At 52.5% G+C, this 20,896-nt stretch carries 26 protein-coding genes; 20 read left to right on the top strand and 6 right to left on the bottom strand.

The genetic code is table 11. The features are described 5' to 3' along the window. Positions 1-695: 695 nt before the first annotated feature. From AC5S26_RS09510 to AC5S26_RS09445, 14 genes are all read left to right on the top strand, one after another. Positions 696-1,112 carry a lipid-binding SYLF domain-containing protein gene (locus AC5S26_RS09510; protein ID WP_494184660.1) on the top strand — a complete coding sequence of 139 codons (417 nt, stop codon included), beginning with the start codon at positions 696-698 and terminating at the stop codon, positions 1,110-1,112. A gap of 468 nt (positions 1,113-1,580) precedes the next feature. Then, positions 1,581-2,039, top strand: coding sequence for a YidH family protein (locus AC5S26_RS09505; protein WP_494184659.1), 459 nt, complete (start codon positions 1,581-1,583; stop codon positions 2,037-2,039). Positions 2,040-2,079: 40 nt separating this feature from the next. Then, positions 2,080-2,934 carry a bile acid:sodium symporter family protein gene (locus tag AC5S26_RS09500; protein WP_494184658.1) on the top strand — a complete coding sequence of 285 codons (855 nt, stop codon included), beginning with the start codon at positions 2,080-2,082 and terminating at the stop codon, positions 2,932-2,934. A gap of 60 nt (positions 2,935-2,994) precedes the next feature. Beyond that, entirely contained in the window at positions 2,995-3,375 is a 381-nt protein-coding gene (locus AC5S26_RS09495; RefSeq protein WP_494184657.1) for a DUF1622 domain-containing protein, read from the top strand. Between the two features lie 263 nt (positions 3,376-3,638). Beyond that, on the top strand, positions 3,639-5,231 hold the full coding sequence (locus tag AC5S26_RS09490; RefSeq protein ID WP_494184656.1) for an arylsulfatase: 1,593 nt from the start codon (positions 3,639-3,641) through the stop codon (positions 5,229-5,231). A gap of 129 nt (positions 5,232-5,360) precedes the next feature. Then, positions 5,361-6,338 (top strand): formylglycine-generating enzyme family protein, encoded by a 978-nt coding sequence (locus AC5S26_RS09485; protein WP_494184655.1) that lies wholly within the window; start codon positions 5,361-5,363, stop codon positions 6,336-6,338. A 38-nt stretch (positions 6,339-6,376) separates the two neighbouring features. Continuing rightward, entirely contained in the window at positions 6,377-7,126 is a 750-nt protein-coding gene (locus AC5S26_RS09480; protein WP_494184654.1) for a bestrophin-like domain, read from the top strand. Positions 7,127-7,198: 72 nt separating this feature from the next. Continuing rightward, positions 7,199-7,561: a YkvA family protein gene (locus tag AC5S26_RS09475; protein WP_494184653.1), complete on the top strand. Its 363-nt coding sequence runs from the start codon at positions 7,199-7,201 to the stop codon at positions 7,559-7,561. Between the two features lie 235 nt (positions 7,562-7,796). After that, a complete protein-coding gene (locus tag AC5S26_RS09470; protein WP_494184652.1) occupies positions 7,797-8,843 on the top strand; it encodes a BamA/TamA family outer membrane protein in 1,047 nt (348 codons plus the stop codon). A gap of 209 nt (positions 8,844-9,052) precedes the next feature. Beyond that, on the top strand, positions 9,053-10,588 hold the full coding sequence (locus tag AC5S26_RS09465) for a DUF3300 domain-containing protein (RefSeq protein ID WP_494184651.1): 1,536 nt from the start codon (positions 9,053-9,055) through the stop codon (positions 10,586-10,588). Between the two features lie 48 nt (positions 10,589-10,636). After that, the gene (locus tag AC5S26_RS09460; RefSeq protein WP_494184650.1) at positions 10,637-11,521 is read left to right on the top strand and encodes a DUF2950 domain-containing protein; all 885 of its coding nucleotides are present in this window, start codon (positions 10,637-10,639) and stop codon (positions 11,519-11,521) included. A 685-nt stretch (positions 11,522-12,206) separates the two neighbouring features. Next, positions 12,207-12,674, top strand: coding sequence for a hypothetical protein (locus tag AC5S26_RS09455; RefSeq protein WP_494184649.1), 468 nt, complete (start codon positions 12,207-12,209; stop codon positions 12,672-12,674). A 112-nt stretch (positions 12,675-12,786) separates the two neighbouring features. Continuing rightward, entirely contained in the window at positions 12,787-12,996 is a 210-nt protein-coding gene (locus AC5S26_RS09450; RefSeq protein ID WP_494184648.1) for a hypothetical protein, read from the top strand. After that, positions 12,996-13,625 carry an SOS response-associated peptidase gene (locus AC5S26_RS09445; RefSeq protein ID WP_494184647.1) on the top strand — a complete coding sequence of 210 codons (630 nt, stop codon included), beginning with the start codon at positions 12,996-12,998 and terminating at the stop codon, positions 13,623-13,625. Before AC5S26_RS09450 ends, AC5S26_RS09445 begins: the two co-directional genes overlap by 1 nt. Here AC5S26_RS09445 and AC5S26_RS09440 read toward each other — a convergent pair. After that, positions 13,622-13,933, bottom strand: coding sequence for a hypothetical protein (locus tag AC5S26_RS09440; protein WP_494184646.1), 312 nt, complete (start codon positions 13,931-13,933; stop codon positions 13,622-13,624). The genes AC5S26_RS09445 and AC5S26_RS09440 overlap by 4 nt on opposite strands. A gap of 111 nt (positions 13,934-14,044) precedes the next feature. Here AC5S26_RS09440 and AC5S26_RS09435 point away from each other — a divergent pair, with 111 nt between their 5' ends. Then, complete coding sequence (locus AC5S26_RS09435; RefSeq protein ID WP_494184645.1) at positions 14,045-14,815, top strand: sensor histidine kinase; 771 nt, start codon at positions 14,045-14,047, stop codon at positions 14,813-14,815. Positions 14,816-14,876: 61 nt separating this feature from the next. Here AC5S26_RS09435 and AC5S26_RS09430 read toward each other — a convergent pair whose 3' ends face one another. Together AC5S26_RS09430 and AC5S26_RS09425 are read right to left on the bottom strand one after the other, a co-directional pair. After that, a complete protein-coding gene (locus AC5S26_RS09430) occupies positions 14,877-15,248 on the bottom strand; it encodes an ATP dependent DNA ligase (RefSeq protein WP_494184644.1) in 372 nt (123 codons plus the stop codon). After that, positions 15,245-15,838 (bottom strand): ATP-dependent DNA ligase, encoded by a 594-nt coding sequence (locus AC5S26_RS09425; RefSeq protein ID WP_494184643.1) that lies wholly within the window; start codon positions 15,836-15,838, stop codon positions 15,245-15,247. The genes AC5S26_RS09430 and AC5S26_RS09425 overlap by 4 nt, the downstream gene beginning before the upstream one ends. A gap of 90 nt (positions 15,839-15,928) precedes the next feature. Here AC5S26_RS09425 and AC5S26_RS09420 point away from each other — a divergent pair, with 90 nt between their 5' ends. Both AC5S26_RS09420 and AC5S26_RS09415 read left to right on the top strand, forming a co-directional pair. Then, positions 15,929-16,111, top strand: coding sequence for a DUF3606 domain-containing protein (locus AC5S26_RS09420; protein ID WP_494184642.1), 183 nt, complete (start codon positions 15,929-15,931; stop codon positions 16,109-16,111). A gap of 11 nt (positions 16,112-16,122) precedes the next feature. Beyond that, positions 16,123-16,278 carry a hypothetical protein gene (locus tag AC5S26_RS09415; protein WP_494184641.1) on the top strand — a complete coding sequence of 52 codons (156 nt, stop codon included), beginning with the start codon at positions 16,123-16,125 and terminating at the stop codon, positions 16,276-16,278. A gap of 483 nt (positions 16,279-16,761) precedes the next feature. Here the strand turns inward: AC5S26_RS09415 and AC5S26_RS09410 are convergent, their stop codons facing one another. Next, a complete protein-coding gene (locus AC5S26_RS09410) occupies positions 16,762-17,655 on the bottom strand; it encodes an SDR family oxidoreductase (RefSeq protein ID WP_494184640.1) in 894 nt (297 codons plus the stop codon). 24 nt (positions 17,656-17,679) lie between these two features. Continuing rightward, entirely contained in the window at positions 17,680-18,519 is an 840-nt protein-coding gene (gene ku / locus AC5S26_RS09405; RefSeq protein ID WP_494184639.1) for a non-homologous end joining protein Ku, read from the bottom strand. A 488-nt stretch (positions 18,520-19,007) separates the two neighbouring features. Here ku and AC5S26_RS09400 point away from each other — a divergent pair, with 488 nt between their 5' ends. From AC5S26_RS09400 to AC5S26_RS09390, 3 genes are read left to right on the top strand one after another with little or no spacing between them, the layout of a single operon-like run. Then, on the top strand, positions 19,008-19,538 hold the full coding sequence (locus tag AC5S26_RS09400) for an inorganic diphosphatase (RefSeq protein ID WP_494184638.1): 531 nt from the start codon (positions 19,008-19,010) through the stop codon (positions 19,536-19,538). Positions 19,539-19,543: 5 nt separating this feature from the next. Then, positions 19,544-19,882, top strand: a complete 339-nt coding sequence (locus AC5S26_RS09395; protein ID WP_494184637.1) for a DUF3147 family protein — start codon at positions 19,544-19,546, stop codon at positions 19,880-19,882. Between the two features lie 10 nt (positions 19,883-19,892). Next, a complete protein-coding gene (locus AC5S26_RS09390) occupies positions 19,893-20,228 on the top strand; it encodes a DUF3147 family protein (protein WP_494184636.1) in 336 nt (111 codons plus the stop codon). Between the two features lie 185 nt (positions 20,229-20,413). Here the strand turns inward: AC5S26_RS09390 and AC5S26_RS09385 are convergent, their stop codons facing one another. Further along, positions 20,414-20,665, bottom strand: a complete 252-nt coding sequence (locus AC5S26_RS09385) for a hypothetical protein (RefSeq protein WP_494184635.1) — start codon at positions 20,663-20,665, stop codon at positions 20,414-20,416. Between the last annotated feature and the right edge of the window lie 231 nt (positions 20,666-20,896).

Genomic DNA, 20,896 nt, shown 5'->3' with positions numbered 1-20,896 from the left:
CGCGGTCTACACGTATTTCTACTTGTTTTTCGCCAGTAGTCTCTTGGTCTTACTTTAAAGCGACTACCTTCCGTAAAGTGCTGATAAATATTTGTTTTGATTGGCAATTTCTAAAGACTTTCTTTCGCAGAGTCCTGATCTGCCGAAATCCCGCACCACATCGTTCAGTAATTTGTATGACTTGGAACGTCGGAAGACGAAGCAGGTAGATTCTCATACGGAATCAGGTATTTCTACGTATTCCCTCAATCAATATCGATATCTATGCTTACAGCGAATCATGTCTCTGACCCGGCGGAATCTCAAGCCGCGGAGACCGGGCCCATATCAAATCTTACGAGCGTAAATCGCTACGATTGGAGATTCCTGTGAATTTGCGTTTGAATCAAAATCGCTTGATAAAACTCATTTTGCCGACAAGCCTTGCTCTCCTCCCTTGCTTTCTAATGGCGCCATTAGGACGGGCAGCAGACACCAATGCTGAGGAAGAGAGGGTTAAGGCATCCGGCGACGTGCTGAAAGAGCTACTCAATGGACCCAATGGGATTCCGTTGAATCTTTTGAACAAATCGGAATGCGTTATTGTTCTTCCGTCAGTTAAGAAAGCCGGTTTTCTCATTGCCGCACAATACGGCCGTGGGATCATGACATGCCGGAGTGGCCAGAACTTCGACGGATCATGGAGCGCGCCGATTATGATGCAGTCGAGCGGCGGTAGCTTCGGCCTTCAGGCGGGTGGACAAGCAACGGATTTTGTCATCCTGGTCATGAACGACAAGGGGGCACGGGCTGTCCTTCATGGAAAGGCGAAACTAGGTGCCGACGCTAGTGTCGCGGCCGGCCCTGTAGGCCGAGATGCCGAGGCTTCCACTAATGCAGGTATGAGCGCCGAGATGCTCTCTTATTCGCGAGCCCAAGGCGTTTTCGGAGGAGTTTCACTTTCGGGGACCTCACTAGGCCCGGATTCCGGAGCGAACGAGAAGATATATGGGAAGAAAGCTTCTGGCGAGCAGATTTTTTCCGGCAGCGTAAAACCTCCCGCATCGGCCGAAGAACTGCTTTCTACGTTGCAGGAAAAGTCCCCATCGAACGTCTCACGTGGAAAGTCTTAGTCATTAAACGGCTCAATTGTGCCTTGAATCGAAGCATTGCGGCCATCTCCGTCGAATCATTCTTCCGCGATAGAGAAAAGACGCCAGAGGAGAACTGACCTAGCCATTAGGTACGCGATGGATCATTGAGTGCAACGTTGGGATGCTAACCAGTTGTTCGTCACAAACGGAGGAAAACCACCGTGACATATTCAGCCCAAAGGCTCAGAGGCCCATTAGCCTGGCAATTTGTCTGCATCCTTGCGGATTATTGCCGATCACTCCGGCAACAATCCGGACCCGCAATGGACGGTGAAAAGTCAGCTACGCAGCTCGCAGATCCAGTCGCCAGTGTCATTAGCTTAAGCTCAGCGATTCAAATAGACGATGATTTTTCTATTAGAGAAACAGGCAAGGGATTTCGATTCATGACGAGTATTTCCAGAGAAACGGAAGTAGCATCTCGAATTGGAGACCAGGATAGACGCGATGGAACAGGTTAATTCCAGCGACGACCAGTCGAAGATCAGCACTGAACTATCGGCTCGCCGAACCGGCCTTTCGTTTCAGCGGACTCGAATGAGTGCGGACCGTACGCTGATGTCGGTTATGCGTACTTCGCTCTCCTTGATCGGTTTTGGCTTTACGATCTTCCAGTTCTTTGAGAAGTTGAAAGGCGATTTAGTCATATCGCACGACAAGGCCCCGCGGAATTTTGGCCTCAGCCTTGTACTTCTTGGCGTAGGCATACTGATCGTCGGGATCATATACCACGTCCAGTTCATGCTGGGCCTTCGTAACGAGAGAAAGGATCTAGCCGACGCTGGGCTGATTCATGGAGAGAGTGGGTTTCCAGTTTCCTTCACTCTGATCATTGCAATACTTCTCCTGATTCTGGGTGGCACGGCGATCATGAGCATGGCATTTCACGTTGGGCCATTTAGCTAATTTCATCTCATTGCAGCCTGTTGCCCGGGAGCCGGAACGAATGACCATCAACAACCTAGTTCCGTTAGCAATTGCAATAAGCATCTTCTTAACCGTTTTTGCGCTTGGCCTGCATTCAAGCCTCAAGGATGCTGTCTGGCTATTTCGAAAGCCGCGCTTGCTCGCCAAATCGATCCTTTCCTTGAACGTGCTCATGGTCGTAATGGCGATTGCCGCCGCCAAGCTATTCAATCTGAATCCCGCGATTGAGACGGCGATCATCGCTTTGGCCATTTCACCTGTCCCTCCCTTCTTCCCGAAAAAACAAAGTAAGGTGGGTGCAACAGACTCGTATGCGGTCGCACTACTGGTCGCAGCTTCGATATTCTCACTTGTTTTAATTCCGGCGTGGCTTGGGGTGCTCGGCGCTCTCTTCGGATTTGAGGCTAACCTCGCGCTCAGCAAAATTCTGAGGGTCGTGTTCATTAAGATTCTTCTTCCACTTTTCATTGGCATTCTTGTCCATCGTCTTGCGCCACGTCTTGCGAACCGTTGGGCACACCCCGTATCCCTCATCGCGACATTGTTACTGGTGATTGGCGTCCTTCCTATTCTCTTCATCAGTTCGGGTGCGATGTGGGCAATGGTAGGCAATGGAGTTCTCGTAACAATCGTTCTATTTGCGTTGGTCGGTATCACAGTAGGACATCTGCTAGGAGGGCCCGACCCAGATGACCGCAGTGTTCTGGCTCTCGCGACGAGCACACGTCACCCCGGGATAGCAATTGCGATAGCAGGGCTGAATTTTCCCGATCGTAAAGGTTCGGTATTGATCGTGGTTTTATTCCATCTCATTGCCGGCACGATCGTCGCCATCCCTTACATGAAATGGCGCAGGAAGCTGCACTCAAATTGAGGTCTGAAGTGGATCGGATGACTTGCCCGAACAGGAATGTAGATCACTGAGGCGAAGAGTATGGAAGAGTCGCTGACTTACATTACGAAGATTGCAATTCTCGTTATTGATGGAATTGCAACAACGTTCCTGTTTATAGGGGCGGTTCAGGTCTTTATCAACGGCCTCAGAGTCATGCTTATTCCATCGACTCCCAATCACAAGAAGCGTGAAGTCTGGATTCAGTTTTCGCAGTGGCTGATTGCAGGTCTCACCATTCAACTTGCCGCCGACATCCTTGAGACTTCCATAGCGCCCAGCTGGGAAGAAATTGGAAAACTTGGTGCCATTGCAGTGATCAGGACATTCTTGAATTACTTTCTCGACAACGATGTGGACGAGATTAGAGAGCGGGATAGGAAAGCGAAGGAAATAACTGAAGCGGACTTAGTACGCGAATAGCTGGAAGAAAAGTTCGATCAACACCCACATCTAATTTCCGGAGATCTTCATGAGCAACGTATCCAAAAGAACCAGCAAAACACGCTTCTCGACCAAAGACTATCTGGGCGTCTTACCTAACATGCTTTATGCAGGATTGCATGTTGTCAAATCTCCTAATTTTTTCTCCGGATAAGCTCCGAGAGCTACCGGACACTGACGACAATCGCACACCGATTACGCATTCGAAAACGGACGGATAACAACACTATAGGAGAATTGTCATGGCAAAATCCACCGAACAGCAGAAGAGTAACAACAGCAAACCAAACATCGTCTTCATCATGTCAGACGATTTCGGCTACGGAGATGCGGGTGCATATGGCGGAGGCGAAAATCGCGGTATGCCGACCCCTAATCTCGACCGAATGGCGGCAGAAGGCTTGCAGTTTTTTTCCTTCTATGGGCAGCCAAGCTGCACACCTGGTCGTGCCGCCATGCTCACGGGCCGCATTCCAAATCGCAGCGGCATGACGACTGTCGCCTTCCAGGGACAGGGCGGTGGTCTACCTGCTGCAGAGTGGACACTTGCGTCGGTACTTAAGACGGGCGGCTATAAAACGTTCTTCACTGGCAAGTGGCATCTCGGCGAATCCGACTACGCCCTTCCCACAGCTCATGGCTTCGACGAGATGAGATATTGTGGCCTCTATCACCTTAACGCCTACACCTATGCCGACCCGACCTGGTTTCCAGACATGAGCGACGACCTCCGGAAGATGTTCGAAAAGGTGACCAAGGGCGCACTCTCTGGCAAAGCGGGCGGAGAAGTGACGGAGGACTTCAAGATCAACGGGCAGTACGTGGACACACCGGAAAAGGGTGTTGTCGGTATTCCGTTCTTCGACCAGTACGTCGAAAACGCTGCGCTTAAATTCCTCGACGACAATGCCAAATCGACGGAACCGTTCTTTGGATGCTTCAGCTTTATGAAGGTGCATCAACCGAACATGCCTGCACCGGAGTTTCAGGGCAAATCGCTTTCAAAGAGCAAATTTGCGGATTCGATCTGCGAGGCAGATACGCGCATCGGCCGCATCATGGACAAGATACGTTCGCTGGGCCTAGACAAGAATACCTATGTGTTTTGGACGACGGACAATGGTGCCTGGCAAGACGTCTACCCTGATGCTGGTTATACGCCCTACCGAGGAACCAAAGGGACGGTGCGCGAGGGTGGAAACCGTGTTCCTTCACTTGCGTGGGGACCTGGCATCAAAGGCGGATCCAAAAACTCAGATATCCTCGGCGGTCTCGACTACATGGCCACCTTCGCGTCGCTTGCTGGCGTCAAGCTGCCCGAGAACGATCGTGAGGGTAAACCCATCATCTTCGATAGCCACGATATGTCTCCGGTCTTGTTCGGCAAGGGCAAATCTGAACGTAAGAGTTGGTTTTACTTCACTGAGAACGAACTCACTCCAGGCGCCGCCCGGGTTGGCAACTACAAGGCCGTCTTCAATCTGCGAGGTGACGATGGCGCCACCACCGGTGGTCTGGCGGTCGACTCGAACCTAGGCTGGAAAGGTCCAGAGTCCTACGTCGCAATGGTTCCCCAAGTCTTCGATCTCTGGCAGGATCCGCAGGAACGTTACGACATCTTCATGAATAACTATACCGAGCGCACCTGGACGCTGGTCACCATCAACGGCGCGATCAAGGAACTGATGAAGACCTACATGGACCACCCACCCCGCAAGATGCAGGGCGAAGGTTACAACGGCCCGATTACTCTCACGCAATTCCAGCGATTCAGCTATTTAAGAGATCAACTACACAAGGAGGGCTTCCACATCGGGCTACCCACGGGCAACTAGGCACGCCTCCACACAGATCCGTAAGAGTCCTAAGATATCCCGGACTCTTACGGATACCCTGCTGTCCTGTTTGATCAGGCCAATCGTGAAGTAATGAACTAGCACTTGAAGATTCCAATGGAGGGGAAAATGGCGAGCTTGCCTGAAGTAAAGGTCATCCATCAAACCACATCGAACATGGTTCTCATTCCGGGCGGCACGTTTCGCATGGGCTCGGACAACCATTATCCCGAGGAGGCGCCAGCGCATCGCGTCACTGTCTCGGCATTCTGGATGGATCGCACACCGGTAACAAACCGCGAGTTTCGCGAGTTTGTCGAAGCCACCGGCCATGTAACCTTCGCGGAGATCCCTCCTAATCCCAAGGACTACCCTGGCGCGTTGCCTCACATGCTCTACGCGGGATCGCTCGTCTTCAAGTCCCCTGACCGCCCTGTGGCCTTGAACGATTGGTCACAGTGGTGGAGTTTTCTTAAAGGAGCAAGCTGGCGACATCCATATGGCCCGGCGAGTACCATAGCCAATCTCGATAATCATCCAGTCGTGCATATCGCATATTCCGATGCGCTTGCATATGCTCACTGGGCCGGAAAGGATCTTCCGACTGAGGCGCAGTGGGAGTTCGCAGCACGAGGCGGGCTTGATGGCTTGGAATTTGCGTGGGGAGAAGAGTTCGCACCTAAGGGGAGACAGATGGCCAATACATGGCAGGGTAACTTCCCTCACAAGAATGAGCTTCTAGACGGCTACGAACGCACATCGCCGGTGACAGCATTTCCGGCAAATGCTTATGGTCTCCACGACATGATCGGCAATGTCTGGGAGTGGACTTCGGACTGGTATTCCGAGAAGCATACGGTTGATGCCAAAAAAGCTTGTTGCATTCCTCAGAACCCACGTGGAGGGTCAGAAATGGCAAGCTATGACCCAAGTGATCCCAGTATTCGAATTCCTCGCAAGGTCTTGAAGGGAGGCTCGCATCTTTGTGCACCAAACTACTGCCAGCGCTATCGTCCTGCGGCGCGTCATGCAGAGCCCATCGATACTTCGACAAGCCACGTGGGGTTTAGGTGCGTCACCGCGCTGAATGACATAGAGTCCGACTGAGAAGGACTACGGCAGGAACGCAGATGGAAGGAGAAGAGATGTTGAATTTTCCCCTTGTATTTTTTCTATGTTCCTTATTGGTACTTTGGTTGGCAGGGCGAATCGGACTGTATATACGTTCAAGTCGTCCGCTCAAGGACGAGGAGCGTGATGATTTTGCTATCGTCCAGGGAGCCACACTCACGTTACTGGGCCTCATCATCGGGTTTAGCTTTTCAATGGCAATCAGTCGTTACGATCAACGCAAGACATATGAAGAGGAGGAAGCAAATGCGATCGGGACAGAATATGTCCGAACGGATCTGATACCTACGATCTCAGCATCCGTCAAAGGCGATCTCAAGCGATACACCGATCTCCGCATAATCTTCTATCAAACCAGGAGTCAGGAGAAGCTACGCGGTGTTGATGCAGAGACCGCAGCGCTTCAAACGAAGATGTGGGCAACGGTGAGCAAACAAGGTCTACTTGAGCCCACGCCTTTGGCTTCGCTGGTTGCGTCCGGGATGAACGATGTATTGAACTCACAAGGATACACACAGGCATCCTGGTGGAACAGCATTCCAGTTTCTGCCTGGTGCTTATTGGTGGTCATCGCGATTGCAGCAAACATACTGGTCGGATATAGTGTCCGAACTGAAAGAGCGAAGGCAGGATTGCTCTTTGTTTTGCCGCTCATCGTCTCCATCTCATTTTTTCTCATCGCTGACATTGACAGCCCTCGTGGCGGACTTATACGCCTGAATCCCCAAAATCTCCTCAGCCTATCCAAGTCCCTTGCTCGATGAAGTGGTAAGCGCACGCCTTCTGAGACAAACAGTTGAACATATCTAGTCCAGGGCAATGATGAAGGAGACGTGATGACGATTGAGATCGGGCCCGTAGTGCCAGGTAAGTTCTGGTCGAAATGCGGTCAAGCGATTGCCGGGGCGTTCCGAGACGTCAAATGCCTGTACCTTGCTCTGAGACATCCTGATACTCCATGGTGCGCAAGGGCGGTGCTGTTTTTACCAGTCGCCTATATATGCTCACCGATTCAGTTTCTTCCTAGCTTCATTCCGTTCATTGGTCAGCTGGATGATCTATTTGTGCTGTGGATCGCGAACCGGCTTTTGAAACGTCTTGTCAGCGAAGAAATAATTCGAGAGTGCCGCGAAGCCGCGGGGTTGCCTAAGGGCAATCCTCTTAGCGATAAATTCTTGGCGAGCAAACCAGCCGCATGAAGTCTAGTTGCCGACGCTGCCTTATCGATCTAGGGATACTATGCGCGTTATAAACAAAAACTCTCTTTCCATGCTTGGCTGTCTCTTTGTTTGGGCAAGCTATCTGAACGTTAATGCACGGGCGCAGACTGTAACGGCACCCTCAAATAATTCTTCTCAACCAAACCCGGTAGTCTTCGGAACTAATACAAATCTTCTCGATGCACGGAGTACAAACGGCTCGGAAATTGGTGTCGTGACGGCAAAAAAAGAGAAGCCTTCGAAAAAGAAGCATAAGGGCGAGTTCGCATTTGCACCCATTCCTCTCGTGAACCCTTCGATCGGCAATGGTGGTGGTCTGACAGTTATGTATGCCCGCCACCTGGGAGGAGACGAAGATACGTCTCCCCCCTCAACTTTCGGCGCCGGCGGATTTATGACCGGAAGCGGGAGTTGGGCATTGGGGCTCGGCGCTCGGCTGAACCTTAGGAATGATCGGTATCGCATAACGATAGGGGGAGGCGGAGGCAAGTTTAACTACAGCTATTTCGGCACCGGGAATGCTGCTGGAAATGCAGGTCTCAGCATTCCACTGTCGCAGCGGTCGAAGGCCTTTTTGTTCGAACCCAAGATTCGTATCTTCGGAGCCTGGTATCTTGGCCCGCGCTACCACATCGTTTCGAATGATGTCTCTCTGAACAGTCCAAGGCTCAATCTTGCGCAACTGCCGGTGCCTCTTCCCGGCGATTTGAAGCTTCGCACCGCAGCCGTTGGAATTCGAACTCTCCGCGATTCCAGTGATAATCCTTTCTATCCCAAGGCTGGATCAATCTTCGATACGCTCGTCGACTTCTATGGCTCGGCTGTCGGGGGCCAGAAAACGTATCAGAACGTAACGGTCAGCTATGACAAATACCTAGGTGTCGGAAGTAAGAACATTTTTGCTATTCATGGGTCGATCTGTTTTGTTACGGAAGAGGCACCCTTCTATGACAACTGTGAACTTGGCCGGTCTAAGGATCTTCGCGGTTATCCCCTGGGACGCTATCGAGACAACCGCATGATCGTCGGTCAGGCTGAATATCGTCGTGAATTCTTCTGGCGACTTGGAGCCGTTGCCTTCGCGGGGGCTGGAGCGGTCGCCCATACATGGAGCGATTTTGGAAACAGTGATCCTCAACCTGGAGGCGGTTTTGGTTTACGCTTCGTTCTAGCCAAACGGAACCATATTAATTTACGCGCTGACTATGCATGGGGCAATGGAAGCAGGGCCACCTATATCAGTCTCGGTGAGGCATTTTGACTACCACTGGGTCCAGATTCGATGTCGTAAGAAAAGAGCGATCGCGATGAGACGCGAACGAGTTTGACACAACAGTTATAGACTTCCCGCTACATCCAACACGGAGATCGAGCTGACCTTGAACATTTGGTAGCAAATTTGACATTTAGAGCTTGTGGGCGTCTCATTATGTTCTTTCGAGGACGCAATTATGTCATGAGGAGTGAACCGTGCACCGAATAATGCGTAGTTCTACGGCTTCTCTTACAGCGTTTCTGCTTGTCCTGACAGTCACAGCAGACGGGTGCAAATCAGGTTCCTCTCCTCAGACTCTACCACCTGCTTCGACGACGCAACCGGCTACGGCTCCGGATCAACCTGCAACGCAGATGAACGTTGACGATCTTGTCGCACCGATCGCTCTTTATCCCGACCAACTACTGGGTCAACTGTTGCTCGCCGCGGTTAACTCGCAGGAGGTTCTTGATCTTGGGAACTGGCTTATCCAGAACCAGAACATCAAGCCGGACGCGGCACCTGCAGCGGCGAAGGCAGCGGGATTCAGCACAAGCGCACAGTATCTAGCGGCGTTCCCTCAAGTAGTCGACAACATGTGCCAGCAGCTGGACTGGACGAAAGAGCTTGGGGAGGCATTCAAGGCCGATCAAAAAGGGGTGATGGATGCCATTCAGCGCAAGCGTATGCAGGCGCAACAGGTGGGGAATCTGAAATCGAGCCCACAGATGACGGTCGATACCAAGACCGACAACGGAAAGCAGGTTGTAGAGATTGCGCCTGCAAATCCGCAAGTCGTCTATGTTCCGCAGTACAACACTACGACTGTGTACACGACACCGCCTCCTGCTCAGACTACGGTCGTAGAAGAAAAATCCGGCGTGAGCACGGGAGCGGCTATCGGTATCGGATTGCTTTCCTTCGGCGTTGGCATGGCTGTAGGGTCGGCGTTCAACAATAACAACTACTATCCCTATCCTGGCTGGGGTGGCGGGGGTATGTATTACGGAGGGCGGCCCTACTATCCTCCACCCTATCGCCCGCCTGTTTATGGAGGCTACAGGCCTGCGTATGGTTACAATCCGCCGGGAAACTATCACTGGAACCAAGTCAACCGGCAGGTCAACGTCAACGTAAACAACAACAACTATTACAACAAATTCAATAACAACAATCGCACGACCATTGCTGGCAACAATAACAACGCTTACCTAGGAGCTCGCAACAACAACAATCGCCCGGCTGTGACCAATCGGCCAGGTGCCGGAGGGTCGTCGACTTATCTTGGTGCTCGTCCGCAGACGGGACAGAGGCCCGGCGCCTCGATGGCAAGTGCGAATCCTCGCATCGCGAACGGAGGAGCGAATGCCGCTCGTCAAAACACCGGCAACCTGTCAGCGAGGAATGTTTCGCCCGGTGCAAATAGACCTGGCGGTGCAGGGGGATACAACACCGCGAACAGAGCTGGAGCTGCACCTGGCGGCGACCGGGGATTCGGCAACGCAGGAGCCGGACAAAACCGGGCAGCGGTGCAAAGCAGGCCGACGATGCCGAATCAACCAGCCATGCAGACTCGTTCCCTGGCACCAGATCGCCCGAGCAGCGGCGGAGGAGCGTTTGGCGGTGGCAATAGCGGAGGAGCCGACAGGGCGGCAAGCAGTCGTGGCCGATCCAGCATGGGAGTTTCCGCACCCGGGAGGGGCGGTGGCGGCGGCGGTGGGGGTCGCGGCGGCGGGAGACGTGGCCACTAGCTTTGAAAAATATCTTTGTCAGGAATTGTTGCTTCGATAGGAGACGCAATGAAGATTCGGACAATCGTTCGTGCTGAACATTTCAAGGGTGCAGCATTTTTTGTCGCAATCGCGACCCTGACCACTGCGGGCATCGTGGCACAGGTTCCCGACCAAAAGACTTTTCCCTCATCGAAGGATGCAGTCACCGTTTTTATCCAGGCAGTTCGCGCCGGGGACACTGCTGCATTGCAGAGCATTCTTGGCGCAGGGAGCGAGGCCATCCTCTCCTCTGGGGATAGCGTGGCGGACAAAGCAGCGCGTGAGGGCTTTGTGGCGAAGTACGACGCGAAGCATTCCCTTACGAGTTCAGGGCCGCATCAGATGACGCTCAATGTTGGGGAGGACGACTGGCCGACGCCAATTCCGCTGGTCGAGAAGGATGGCAAGTGGTTCTTTGACACCGCGGCTGGGGAGCAGGAGATTCTTTATAGACGCATTGGCAGTAACGAACTGTCAGCGATCGAGGTTTGCAAAGGCGTTGTGTCGGCCCAGCGCGATTATGCTGCGACATCGCATGACGGTCGTCCGACGGGAACCTATGCGGAACGCATCGTAAGCCAACCCGGAAAGCAGAATGGAATTTACTGGGCGACTAAGCCTGGTGAGCCGACCAGTCCGGCTGGAGGGATGCTAGCCCAAGCGAGCAGCGAAGGGTACGATACCTCGGGCAAAGAGACGCCCTACCATGGTTATTACTACCGGATGCTCAGAAATCCCGGCGGATTCGCGTTCATCGCGTATCCAGCGCAGTATCGTGCGAGCGGCGTGATGACGTTTGTCGTGACTCAGGATGGAGTGATCCTCGAAAAGGATCTAGGCTCACAAACCGGTGAGATTGTGAAGCGAATAGGGCAATACCAGATAGACGATACCTGGAAACAGGTTGCTTGAAAGCTCGAACCAGGCTCCTCGTCCGAATCTAATAGAATCGATGACCACTCTGGCCAACGCGATCGGAGCGGAACTTTGATTGGTCAGGTTTGCCAACCTAGCAACGGCGCCCCTCAGAACGACTACCAAAACGGTATTGGGCAAAGCGAAGCGGACCCTAATGAACCGTCTGCTCAGGCGCCAGCAACGTTCAGTTTGTTCTCTGTAACCTTTGAATAACGTCAATCGCCGCACCAAAGAACGCCTCCGTACGTGACCGAACTCTTTCCTCCGCTCATGGACACGTCCCAGGGTGAAGGTCCATTGCCAAGTTTTCCGCGGCGGACGCTTTGGAGAAACAAGAGCCGTTCATCAACAACTTCTTGGCCACAAGCGCGCTTGCGATGATCATTCGGCAGCTTCGGTACGGAACTCTGGACCATCACGGAACTTTCTACAATGCTCAGTCCGGTCGTTCCGTTCCCCTTCCCATCGATCCCGAGATATGGCAGAAATCGGACCGCCTTTGCCGGAATCAAGATCTGACCGAGACAAGAAAAGGTCGCGTAAGTGGCCGTATACATTGATTTCCGACTTTTGGCATTACAGTTCCGTCTAATTATCTATTCATCTATATATGCAAGTTGAATATACAAGTTGACACGGTCCCAATTCAGGATGAGTATGTCAAACCCTGGAGATAATTTTGTCCCTAAGAAATCCTTCTAAGCCTAAGAGAGTGAGCGGGTTAGCGAGGTCAATCAAGAATGGTTCCAAAATAAGTCTCGACGAGCTAGCTCTTCTGGAGGAAGAGAAGATCGCATTTGTACAAAGGTTGAGGAATCAGTTCGGACCTCGGCTGAAGAAGTATCATTCAGTCCACGTTCAAGTGAGAGATTTTGATGGTAAGAGAATCGTGTCCTTCTCGGTCAATGGTCCGGACAATAAAGGCGTGGTCGTCTATCTTGATGAAGACCTGGCTGGAGCAATTCGCACCGACGTCCACGCTGGTGAGCTTCGTAGATTGAAAGTCGATTGGATATCTCTCCTCCTCCCATTTGGCCAACAATGGGCCAACCTTAATCTGATATTCAAACGAATCGAACAAAAAGCTCCATCAACAGAGCCGAGGCCTTTTGCTCAGCCAACCCTAAACTCACGCCACGATAATTAACGTCGTCGACGCGACCAGATGTGTGGGCGGGTTTCTTACCGGTCATCGGTCAGAATGTCCGAAGTGCAACGAAATCGACGCGCCCGTCCATCCACTGATGTGAGGAACTGAAATGGACGAACTGGAAACAGCAATCATCACGAAGACCGGTCATGGCTTTGAAGTGACAGATAACTTTGGCGACATCCTTGGCAGCTTTAAGAACTGGGATCAGGTCGCGGACATGTTCCGGAAGCAGGATTTCTCTGAAGAGTACATCGCCAAGCGCCGAGCTGACCTTAACCGGAACACCACAATCAAGATCGACGAGACCAACGAGTAATGTGCGGCCGCTACGGAAGACGCTCTGACAAACAGAAGATCGCTGAGGCCTTTCACGTGAAGGCCAATCTCGATGAGATCGACTTCATGCCTAACGACGACATCACGCCTGGAACCATGCAGCCTGTCGTCTTCTCGAACGACGAAGGAGAGCGCGACCTCGAGCTGATGTATTGGGGCTTCACCTTTCCGAAGCGACTCACTTTCAATACTCGCTCGGATAGCATTTTGAAGCCCGGCCTTTGGAAAAAGTCTTTCGAAGATCGTCGCTGCATCGTGCCGGCGGACAGCTTCTTTGAATGGAAGCGCCTGCACGAGAAGAACAATCCGAAATACGAGATCACCATCAAAGGCCGTCATCCCTTTGCCCTCGCGGGAATCTGGAGCATGTGGAATAACAAGACGGGCGATTCCCTGCCCACAGTATCAGTCATCACCTCTGAGCCAAACGAGGCAATGGCGGAGATCCACGACAGGCAGCCGGTCATTCTTGAGCCGAGAGATTATGCCGAGTGCCTTATGCCGTCCGACAGGCCGCCCGTGCATTTGCTTCGCATCGTGCCGGCAGATGAGATGAAGATTGAGCTGATGCAGACGCATAGTATGCAGCTGCCACTGAACAGCGCCTAGAGGGCAGCCAGTTGCGATACACGGCGAAGAAACTCCTCAGGTGGGAATGGACCGTTCAATTCCAGAACCTCAATATGCCGCTCTCGGGCGCGCACCGCGCTCACCTTTCGATCCTCTTCCGACAGCGTGTGACAGAGGACGACAAGGCGGTAATGGATCCAATCCGACATAAGGAACGCATCGTAGTCCGCCCAATCCTGAGCAGCGTCAACAATGTAACCTGCATGATTCAGGAGGAGTTTTCTCGTAAGTTCGAGGTCTGCATCGAGACCGAATACGAGGATCCGAGCTGATTTTGATTGAGGCATGACCGCTCTCTTCCTACTCTAAAATAAGAGGCGGCAACCCGTAAATACCCTACCTTCATCACATAGGCCAAGAACCCTGAACGCCCTATTTTATTTCGAGAAGGCCCCGTTTTGGATGACCGAAACACTATTGAGCAACTGCAGCTAAGGCTGCAGGCTGCGGAGGAAGCGCTGAAGAGGTGCGAACGGCTTGCCGTTGCGAGCCGCTACGCCGGTGCCATCATGCACGAGGTGAACAATCCCCTCGAAGCGCTCATCAATCTAGTATTTCTGACGCGCGAAGTCGCCGATGACCCCGAATTGGTTCGCGAGAATATGGCGATCGCGGACAAACAGCTTGCAAATCTGGGAAATATCACTCGAAAGACTCTCAGCTTTTATCGAAATCAATCCGAACTCAAGGACTTCGATCTTGTCGACATCGCCGAATCCGCCTTGAAAATACACGCCGAACGCGCACGAAAGCAGCACATCAGTGTCCACATGAAGACTGATGGGCCCGCATTCGCGCCTGTCTTTGCTAGCGAAATCCTGCAAATACTCTCCAACTTCATCCTGAACTCGTTCGATGCTGCCCCCTCAGAGGGCGGAGTATTATGTGTCCGAGTCAAAAATGTGGGTAACCGGATTCACGTCACAATCGCAGACAATGGTCGCGGGATGGAAGATAGCGTTTACAAGAACATCTTTACTCCGCACAACACTTCGAAGGCTCATGGAACAGGGCTTGGGCTTTGGCTCTCGCGCGGAATAGCGGAGAAGCACGGAGGCTGTATTGGCTGTCGCAGTTCTGCGGTCCCAGGAAAGAGTGGCACCACGTTCAGGTTGACTCTTCCGGCCTCCAAGACGGCTGACAGCGGGTTGAAGCTCGTGAAGAACTAATGGCACGCTGACATCTACAAGTCCCAAAAGCTCAGAAGTTTTTGTCCGTTCAGGTGCACAATTATGTCTCCTTAACCACCTTGCGAGGATCTTTGTCATCACGGAGGGCGACGAATTTGGTGTGTCGCAAATGGTCCGCTCCCGTCCACTCGAGGAAATCAATTCTTGCTACTGTCTCAGGACATAGCCAAACGCAATCCTTCATCTTTGTCGCGGTTAGACCTTGCCCCCACCGCCCCGCTGTTGCCTCGGGCAAATTGGCAAATGGACAGGTCGATGTCTTCAGATGCTTGATTTTGGAGAAAGTCTCTCGCCGAGTCGCTGGGACAAAACCAGCACGAACACGGGCTGCATAGATGAGTTCTTTGCCTCGATAGAAGCCAATGATTAAGGCGTCGATGCCATGGGTGCCCGGCGTATATCCGCCGATCACAAATTCCTGGCCAAGATTGATGCGATGCTTTCTCCATAAGCCTGTGCGCTTCCCTGGCTGATAGACGCTATCGGCTCGCTTCCCGACAACACCCTCAAGTCCGTGCTTTTTACAAAGTCGAGGATATCGGGCGCGGAGCCAGGCGAAACGGCAGATAGGCTCACATGATCATTCACAGGAGCTATTTTGTTGAGAATCACTCGGCGCTCCGCGAGCGGAAGCTGAGTCAGATCCTTGCCTTTCAGGGCGAGAATGTCGAAGGCGAAATAGTGGATTTGAGCCTCTGCTGAGCGAAAATTTTGCAACAGATTGAAGACGGAACGTCCCTTCGAATCGAAGGCGACCAGTTCCCCATCCAGAATGGTCTCGTCTGGCAGTTCTTTTAGCGCGGTGGCGATGTACGGAAACTTCGTGTTCAGGATATTCCCACGCCGCGAGTAGAGAGTCACTTTTCCGTGCTGCTTGACGGCTTCCACGCGCAAGCCATCAAGTTTGATTTCATACGTCCATTCCGGACCCTCGGGGATCTTCGGAACCGCCAAACAATCCATTGTCTCTATGAAACCAACCGCTTTCGTCGTTTTCGCCATGATCCACCCTAGTTATCCATGACAACCTTAGCCCGTCTTTGTGTGCTCTCATCCTTTGACGCTCAACTATGAGCGCAGGGAGACTTACACATGGCAGATGACAAGTCGAATCATGGGCCTGCGGATCGCGCCCGAATCAATGTCAACGAGGATTATGAGGTCGTCTACTGGACCAAGGAACTGGGCATCAGCGCCAATCGGCTCAAAGAGCTTGTCGCCAAACATGGCGTCATGGCCGCAGTTGTTCGGAGAGCCCTGGACAACACTGATTAGGAGGAATTCCTATGCCATTCAAAAGCGAAGCGCAGCGTCGTTATTTCGAAGCAAACAAGGCAAAACTCGAGAAGCAGGGTGTCGATGTAAAGGAATGGGAGCAATCCAGCAAGGGTCTAAAACTACCGGAACGCACACCAAAATTGAAAAACAACAAAAGCCATTAGCAATTGCATCGCTTAGGCTTGGCGCATAGAAGCCTCGGAAAGAATAGGGACCTCACCGAGGTTCGTTTCTTGTGTAAATAGATGATTCCGGGAATCACCTTATTTGGTGCATGCGTCTAGGCGAACTTCCTCGACAAAGTTGTGACCTTCATCAATCAGGAACGCCAATCGGGGAAAGATTCACACACGATCGCCCATCTATGTGCAATGCATGTTTCCGTATGGGCACTCTCGTCTAACTTCGATTCCCCCCGGCGAAGAGATCGACGCCCTCCCTAACGAAGGAAGGATCGCCACGACGCGGGCACTCACAGTACGACATCTTGTCGAGCAATCCTGCACGGATATTCTGCGCAGATTGCCGCGCGCCTATGGTCCACGGGCATCAGTGTGTCGACGGTATCAGGAGCTAGAATATACCTGAGACAATCCCACGCGGAACGAGATCTGGAGGCTCTAGGTCGTTCGATTTCATCGTTCTAATCAGGAGACTTCCAAGCCTCCCGTTGCGCCATAGACCTCTCCCGTGACATAACTCGACTCCTGAGACGCGAGCAGAACATAGAGGGGTGCCATCTCCACTGGCTGACCGGGGCGTTTCATCGCCGTCTCCGATCCAAACTCAGGAATCTTCTTGTCGGGCTGGCCGCCGCTGGTTTGCAGGGGAGTCCACACCGGGCCCGGTGCAACACAATTAATACGGATCCCTTTTTCGGCGACCTGCCTCGCGAGTGCGCGCGTGAAAGCCAAAATTGCGGCTTTTGTCGGCGCGTAGTCCAAAAGCGACGGGCTTGGATGCGTCGCTTGAATCGACGCGGTAGTAATGATCGATCCGCCGGCGGGCATGAGGGGCAGGGCGGCCTTACAGAGCCAGTACAAAGAGAAGACATTCACTCGATACGTCTGTTCCATCTGCTGAGTCGTAATGTCTTCGATTTTATCGACGGCGTGTTGCTTGCCTGCTACCAACGCCAGTACATCCAGGCCGCCGAGCTTCTTGTGAGCTTGCTTGATCAGTCTTTGGCAGAACTTCTCATTAGTCAAATCGCCCGGAATCGCAAAGGCCTTGCGACCCTCTTTTTCGATCAGCGCGATGACCTCTTTGGCATCGGCTTCTTCGCTCGGAAGATAATTGATGGCAACATCCGCGCCCTCTCTCGCGAAAGCGATGGCCGCGGCTCGGCCGATTCCGGAGTCTCCGCCCGTTACCAGCGCCTTACGATTCGGAAGACGGCCGCTGCCCCGATAGCTCTCTTCCCCATGGTCAGGTCGAGGCACCATCTTCCTGGCCAGACCTGGAACGGGTTGCGGCTGATGTTTAAATTTTGGGCGTGGATACTGTTTGGTTGGATCCTGTAACGTGTATAAATCCGGCATAAAACTCTCCTCAGAGCCAAGCGGTTAGGCGGCTTTCTTTCTACGGGTCATCTTTTTGATGTTTGATTTCTTAGGTCTTTTGCCTTCTGCAAGGCTGTTGCGCAGGGCATCCATAATATTGACGACCTTGCTCTCGACCGTTGCCGGCTCTGGTTCCGGCAACGGCTTGCCTTTCCGCTTCGCATCAACCAGCTTCCTCACGGCGGCTTCATAGTCATTCGTGTACAAAGACAGATCGAACTTGGAGGTGCTCCCTCTGATCAACTGCTTCGCCAATGAGAGTTCGCCAGCATCGACAGAAGCCTCCTTTATGCCCGAGAGAGCCGACTTAGAATCGCGAAGTTCGTCCGCGTAGCGAAGCATGTAGAGCATCAGCCCTTTCTGTTTGGGGTCAAGAGGGGCTCCGATTGCCACGAGGTGCTCTCGTCCACTGAAGGCGATCTCTCCTATACCCAAGGTCTCGGTCTGCGCCAGTGCCTTCCGCATAACGCCGAGCGCCTTGGCCTGAGCATCATCTTTCGGTACGACGTAGTAGGGTCGCTCGAATAGAGCTAACGAGAGCTCCTCTGCATTGACGAACTGCTTGATCTGCATCGTCGTCGCCGTCGGAAGCCGCAAGGTTTTTAGTTCGTCTGGATCGATCTCGATGTATTTGTCACGGTAATACTCAAAGCCCTTGACGATGTCGGCCTTTTTAACATCGCCACTTTCATCCACATTGCGATGATGAACTCGTTTATGGGTCTTCCGGTCAATCTGATGAAATTCAACCTGCCGCTCTGGCTTGGTGGCGGGGAAGATCTTAACCGCAATCGAAACAAGTGAAATCTGAATGGAACCGGACCAAGTTGGACGTGTGGGCATCGTATCTCCTTGGAAACAACGACCTCAGTCTTTACGATGCCTTAAATGAGCTTGAGGTGCCCGGAACATCCGCTTGCATCTCTTATTAGGGCCGAGGACCGTAGGAGACCCGTCTCCTTCGGAGTGTCCAAAGCCCGGCCGACAACAATGCTGGTAGCGACCGAAATCACGAGCTAGGCGTTATGCCCAGGCAATGCACGCCAGAGGAACAAAGCAAACGCCATCCACCCAGGGTTACCTGCGAATGCCCAGGCCGTCCATGAGATTGAGGGCGGCTGAAGCAAGAGCAGCAGCAGTCCCGATCCGAGGCGTGCTTGACGATAGAAAGCGCCTCCCTCGGAAGCGGCGTAGAAATGATGCAATCGTTAGGAAGCCTGCTCTGTGTCTTCGATAAATGAGATGCGACTGGCCCACGTGCGTGTGTCCAGGATGCATCAAAACTCCATAGAAGACGATGCCATTTCTCATAAAAATAAGAGGAATCTCTCATGAAGTCGCTCGCGAACCCCACCACACTAAAGCCCATTGAGGATGACGATCTTATTCAGGTCATCATCGAAACACCTGCACAGAGCCGGAACAAGTTTGCGTTTGATCCCAAACAGTCCGTCTTCGCCTTGAAGAAAGTTTTACCCGCAGGCATGGTGTTTCCTTACGATTTCGGCTTCTTGCCTCAAACCTTAGCCCCGGATGGCGATCCCATCGACGTCCTTCTTCTTATGGATCAACCCGCTTTTCCCGGTGTGGCTGTGAGAGCCCGACTGATCGGAGTTATAGAAGGCGAACAAGTCGACGGCAAGAAAAAGATTCGGAATGACAGACTGGTCGCCGTTGCCGAAGCAACGCATATGTATGCGGCAATCCGGAAGCTGTCGGATCTTCCCAGCAAATGGGTCAAAGAGCTTCAGATCTTCTTCGTCAACTATCACAATCTCGAAGGCAAGGAGTATCGCCTCCTAGGATGTCGAGGAACCAAGCAGGCGATGCGTTTGATCAAACAGGCTAAGAAAGCTGCATAACCGATATGGGCGAGATTCTGTTTAGGTTTTTGATCGGCGGCGCCGTTGTCAGTCTCTTCGCTGTATTGGGAGAGGTTCTGCGTCCGAAGAGCTTTGCCGGACTCTTTGGCGCTGCCCCATCTATTGCTCTCGCGACGCTTGGGCTAATGGTCCATCAGCACGGTAATGCGTATGCTGCACTGGAATCGCGATCCATGATCGTAGGTGCGTGTGCCTTTTTCATCTACGCGGCCGCATCGAGTTTTGTTTTGCGACGGCTGCCTTTATCAACGCTAATGACGACGTTGGCTTTGCTGCCAATTTGGTTTCTCGGCACACTCGGTCTGTATGGGCTATTGAAGTAAGGATATATCTGTGATTTCTGTTCATTTAGCAGCGTTGAAACAAACGAAGCCTCACCAGTATGCAATCAGGTTTCTGATCGGCGGGCTTTGCACGGTTATTGCGGGTCTCGTCGGGAAACGATTCGGTCCCGTCATTGGAGGGCTATTTCTTGCATTTCCGGCAATCTTTCCTGCCGGAGCCAGTTTGATTGAAAGTCATGAGAAGGAAAAGAAAGCGAAGATCGGCGCTGACGGTGCTGCCCGTGGACGCCTGGCCGCAAGCATGGATTCGGCAGGCGCAGCTCTCGGCGCCCTTGGCTTGATGGGATTTGCTGCCGCTTCGTGGTGGTTATTTGAAGACTTATGACGCAACCTTCGCAATAGCCGCCGCAACGCTAGCGTGGGTGTTATTGGCACTCCTTCTTTGGAATCTAAGACGATATCGAATCTTTAGGGCTTTCTAGTGTACGGAGGCATTTGTAATTGAGGTCCGCACCAGAAGTGCGGACCCACTTTTTGTTGATTCGACGAGCTACGGAGTGGGACTTCTGGCTATGCGACGGCCTTCTCAGCCCATGGATCAATCACGATCTTTGTCACGCGGTCCTTCTTGTCTCGCCACACTTTGTACATCTCTGGAGCTTCGTCGAGAGTAATTCGATGGGAGATGATGTAACTAGGATCGATCTGCCCTTTCTCGATCCTTTCTAGAAGGGGCTTCATGTAGTTATGCATGTTGGTCTGGCCCATCTTCATGGTGATTCCTTTCCCGAACGCTGCGCCAAAGGGTACTTTGTCCAGCAAGCCGCCGTATACTCCGGGAATCGAAATCATGCACCTATTTGGGAGTTTCTTAGGCTGGTCTGAGACCTTGAAACGGAGCGCAGCTCTTTGAGTCTTAGCGCTCTCGGGGGTCCTAACAGCGGCGACCACCAAGTTTCTGGAGATGGCATCCCAAAACAGGGGTTATTCAAGGGTAGGTCAACTCAATCAGTTAGTTGCTCCTCCCTTCCGCGACTTTGTCGCATCCTTGTT

It is taken from the genome of Edaphobacter sp. FHG110511_03 (assembly GCF_059115365.1).
The sequence above is the reverse complement of the archived record's forward strand: the minus strand, read 5'-3'. Positions and strand labels throughout refer to the sequence as shown.

Excerpts from the sequence above, each read along its gene's own strand:
- AC5S26_RS09510 (WP_494184660.1), top strand. The coding sequence starts at position 696 with ATGATGCAGTCGAGCGGCGGTAGCTTCGGCCTTCAGGCGGGTGGACAA.
- AC5S26_RS09505 (WP_494184659.1), top strand. The coding sequence starts at position 1,581 with ATGGAACAGGTTAATTCCAGCGACGACCAGTCGAAGATCAGCACTGAA.
- AC5S26_RS09500 (WP_494184658.1), top strand. The coding sequence starts at position 2,080 with ATGACCATCAACAACCTAGTTCCGTTAGCAATTGCAATAAGCATCTTC.
- AC5S26_RS09495 (WP_494184657.1), top strand. The coding sequence starts at position 2,995 with ATGGAAGAGTCGCTGACTTACATTACGAAGATTGCAATTCTCGTTATT.
- AC5S26_RS09490 (WP_494184656.1), top strand. The coding sequence starts at position 3,639 with ATGGCAAAATCCACCGAACAGCAGAAGAGTAACAACAGCAAACCAAAC.
- AC5S26_RS09485 (WP_494184655.1), top strand. The coding sequence starts at position 5,361 with ATGGCGAGCTTGCCTGAAGTAAAGGTCATCCATCAAACCACATCGAAC.
- AC5S26_RS09480 (WP_494184654.1), top strand. The coding sequence starts at position 6,377 with ATGTTGAATTTTCCCCTTGTATTTTTTCTATGTTCCTTATTGGTACTT.
- AC5S26_RS09475 (WP_494184653.1), top strand. The coding sequence starts at position 7,199 with ATGACGATTGAGATCGGGCCCGTAGTGCCAGGTAAGTTCTGGTCGAAA.
- AC5S26_RS09460 (WP_494184650.1), top strand. The coding sequence starts at position 10,637 with ATGAAGATTCGGACAATCGTTCGTGCTGAACATTTCAAGGGTGCAGCA.
- AC5S26_RS09450 (WP_494184648.1), top strand. The coding sequence starts at position 12,787 with ATGGACGAACTGGAAACAGCAATCATCACGAAGACCGGTCATGGCTTT.
- AC5S26_RS09445 (WP_494184647.1), top strand. The coding sequence starts at position 12,996 with ATGTGCGGCCGCTACGGAAGACGCTCTGACAAACAGAAGATCGCTGAG.
- AC5S26_RS09440 (WP_494184646.1), bottom strand. The coding sequence starts at position 13,933 with ATGCCTCAATCAAAATCAGCTCGGATCCTCGTATTCGGTCTCGATGCA.
- AC5S26_RS09425 (WP_494184643.1), bottom strand. The coding sequence starts at position 15,838 with ATGGCGAAAACGACGAAAGCGGTTGGTTTCATAGAGACAATGGATTGT.
- AC5S26_RS09420 (WP_494184642.1), top strand. The coding sequence starts at position 15,929 with ATGGCAGATGACAAGTCGAATCATGGGCCTGCGGATCGCGCCCGAATC.
- AC5S26_RS09415 (WP_494184641.1), top strand. The coding sequence starts at position 16,123 with ATGCCATTCAAAAGCGAAGCGCAGCGTCGTTATTTCGAAGCAAACAAG.
- AC5S26_RS09410 (WP_494184640.1), bottom strand. The coding sequence starts at position 17,655 with ATGCCGGATTTATACACGTTACAGGATCCAACCAAACAGTATCCACGC.
- ku (WP_494184639.1), bottom strand. The coding sequence starts at position 18,519 with ATGCCCACACGTCCAACTTGGTCCGGTTCCATTCAGATTTCACTTGTT.
- AC5S26_RS09400 (WP_494184638.1), top strand. The coding sequence starts at position 19,008 with ATGAAGTCGCTCGCGAACCCCACCACACTAAAGCCCATTGAGGATGAC.
- AC5S26_RS09395 (WP_494184637.1), top strand. The coding sequence starts at position 19,544 with ATGGGCGAGATTCTGTTTAGGTTTTTGATCGGCGGCGCCGTTGTCAGT.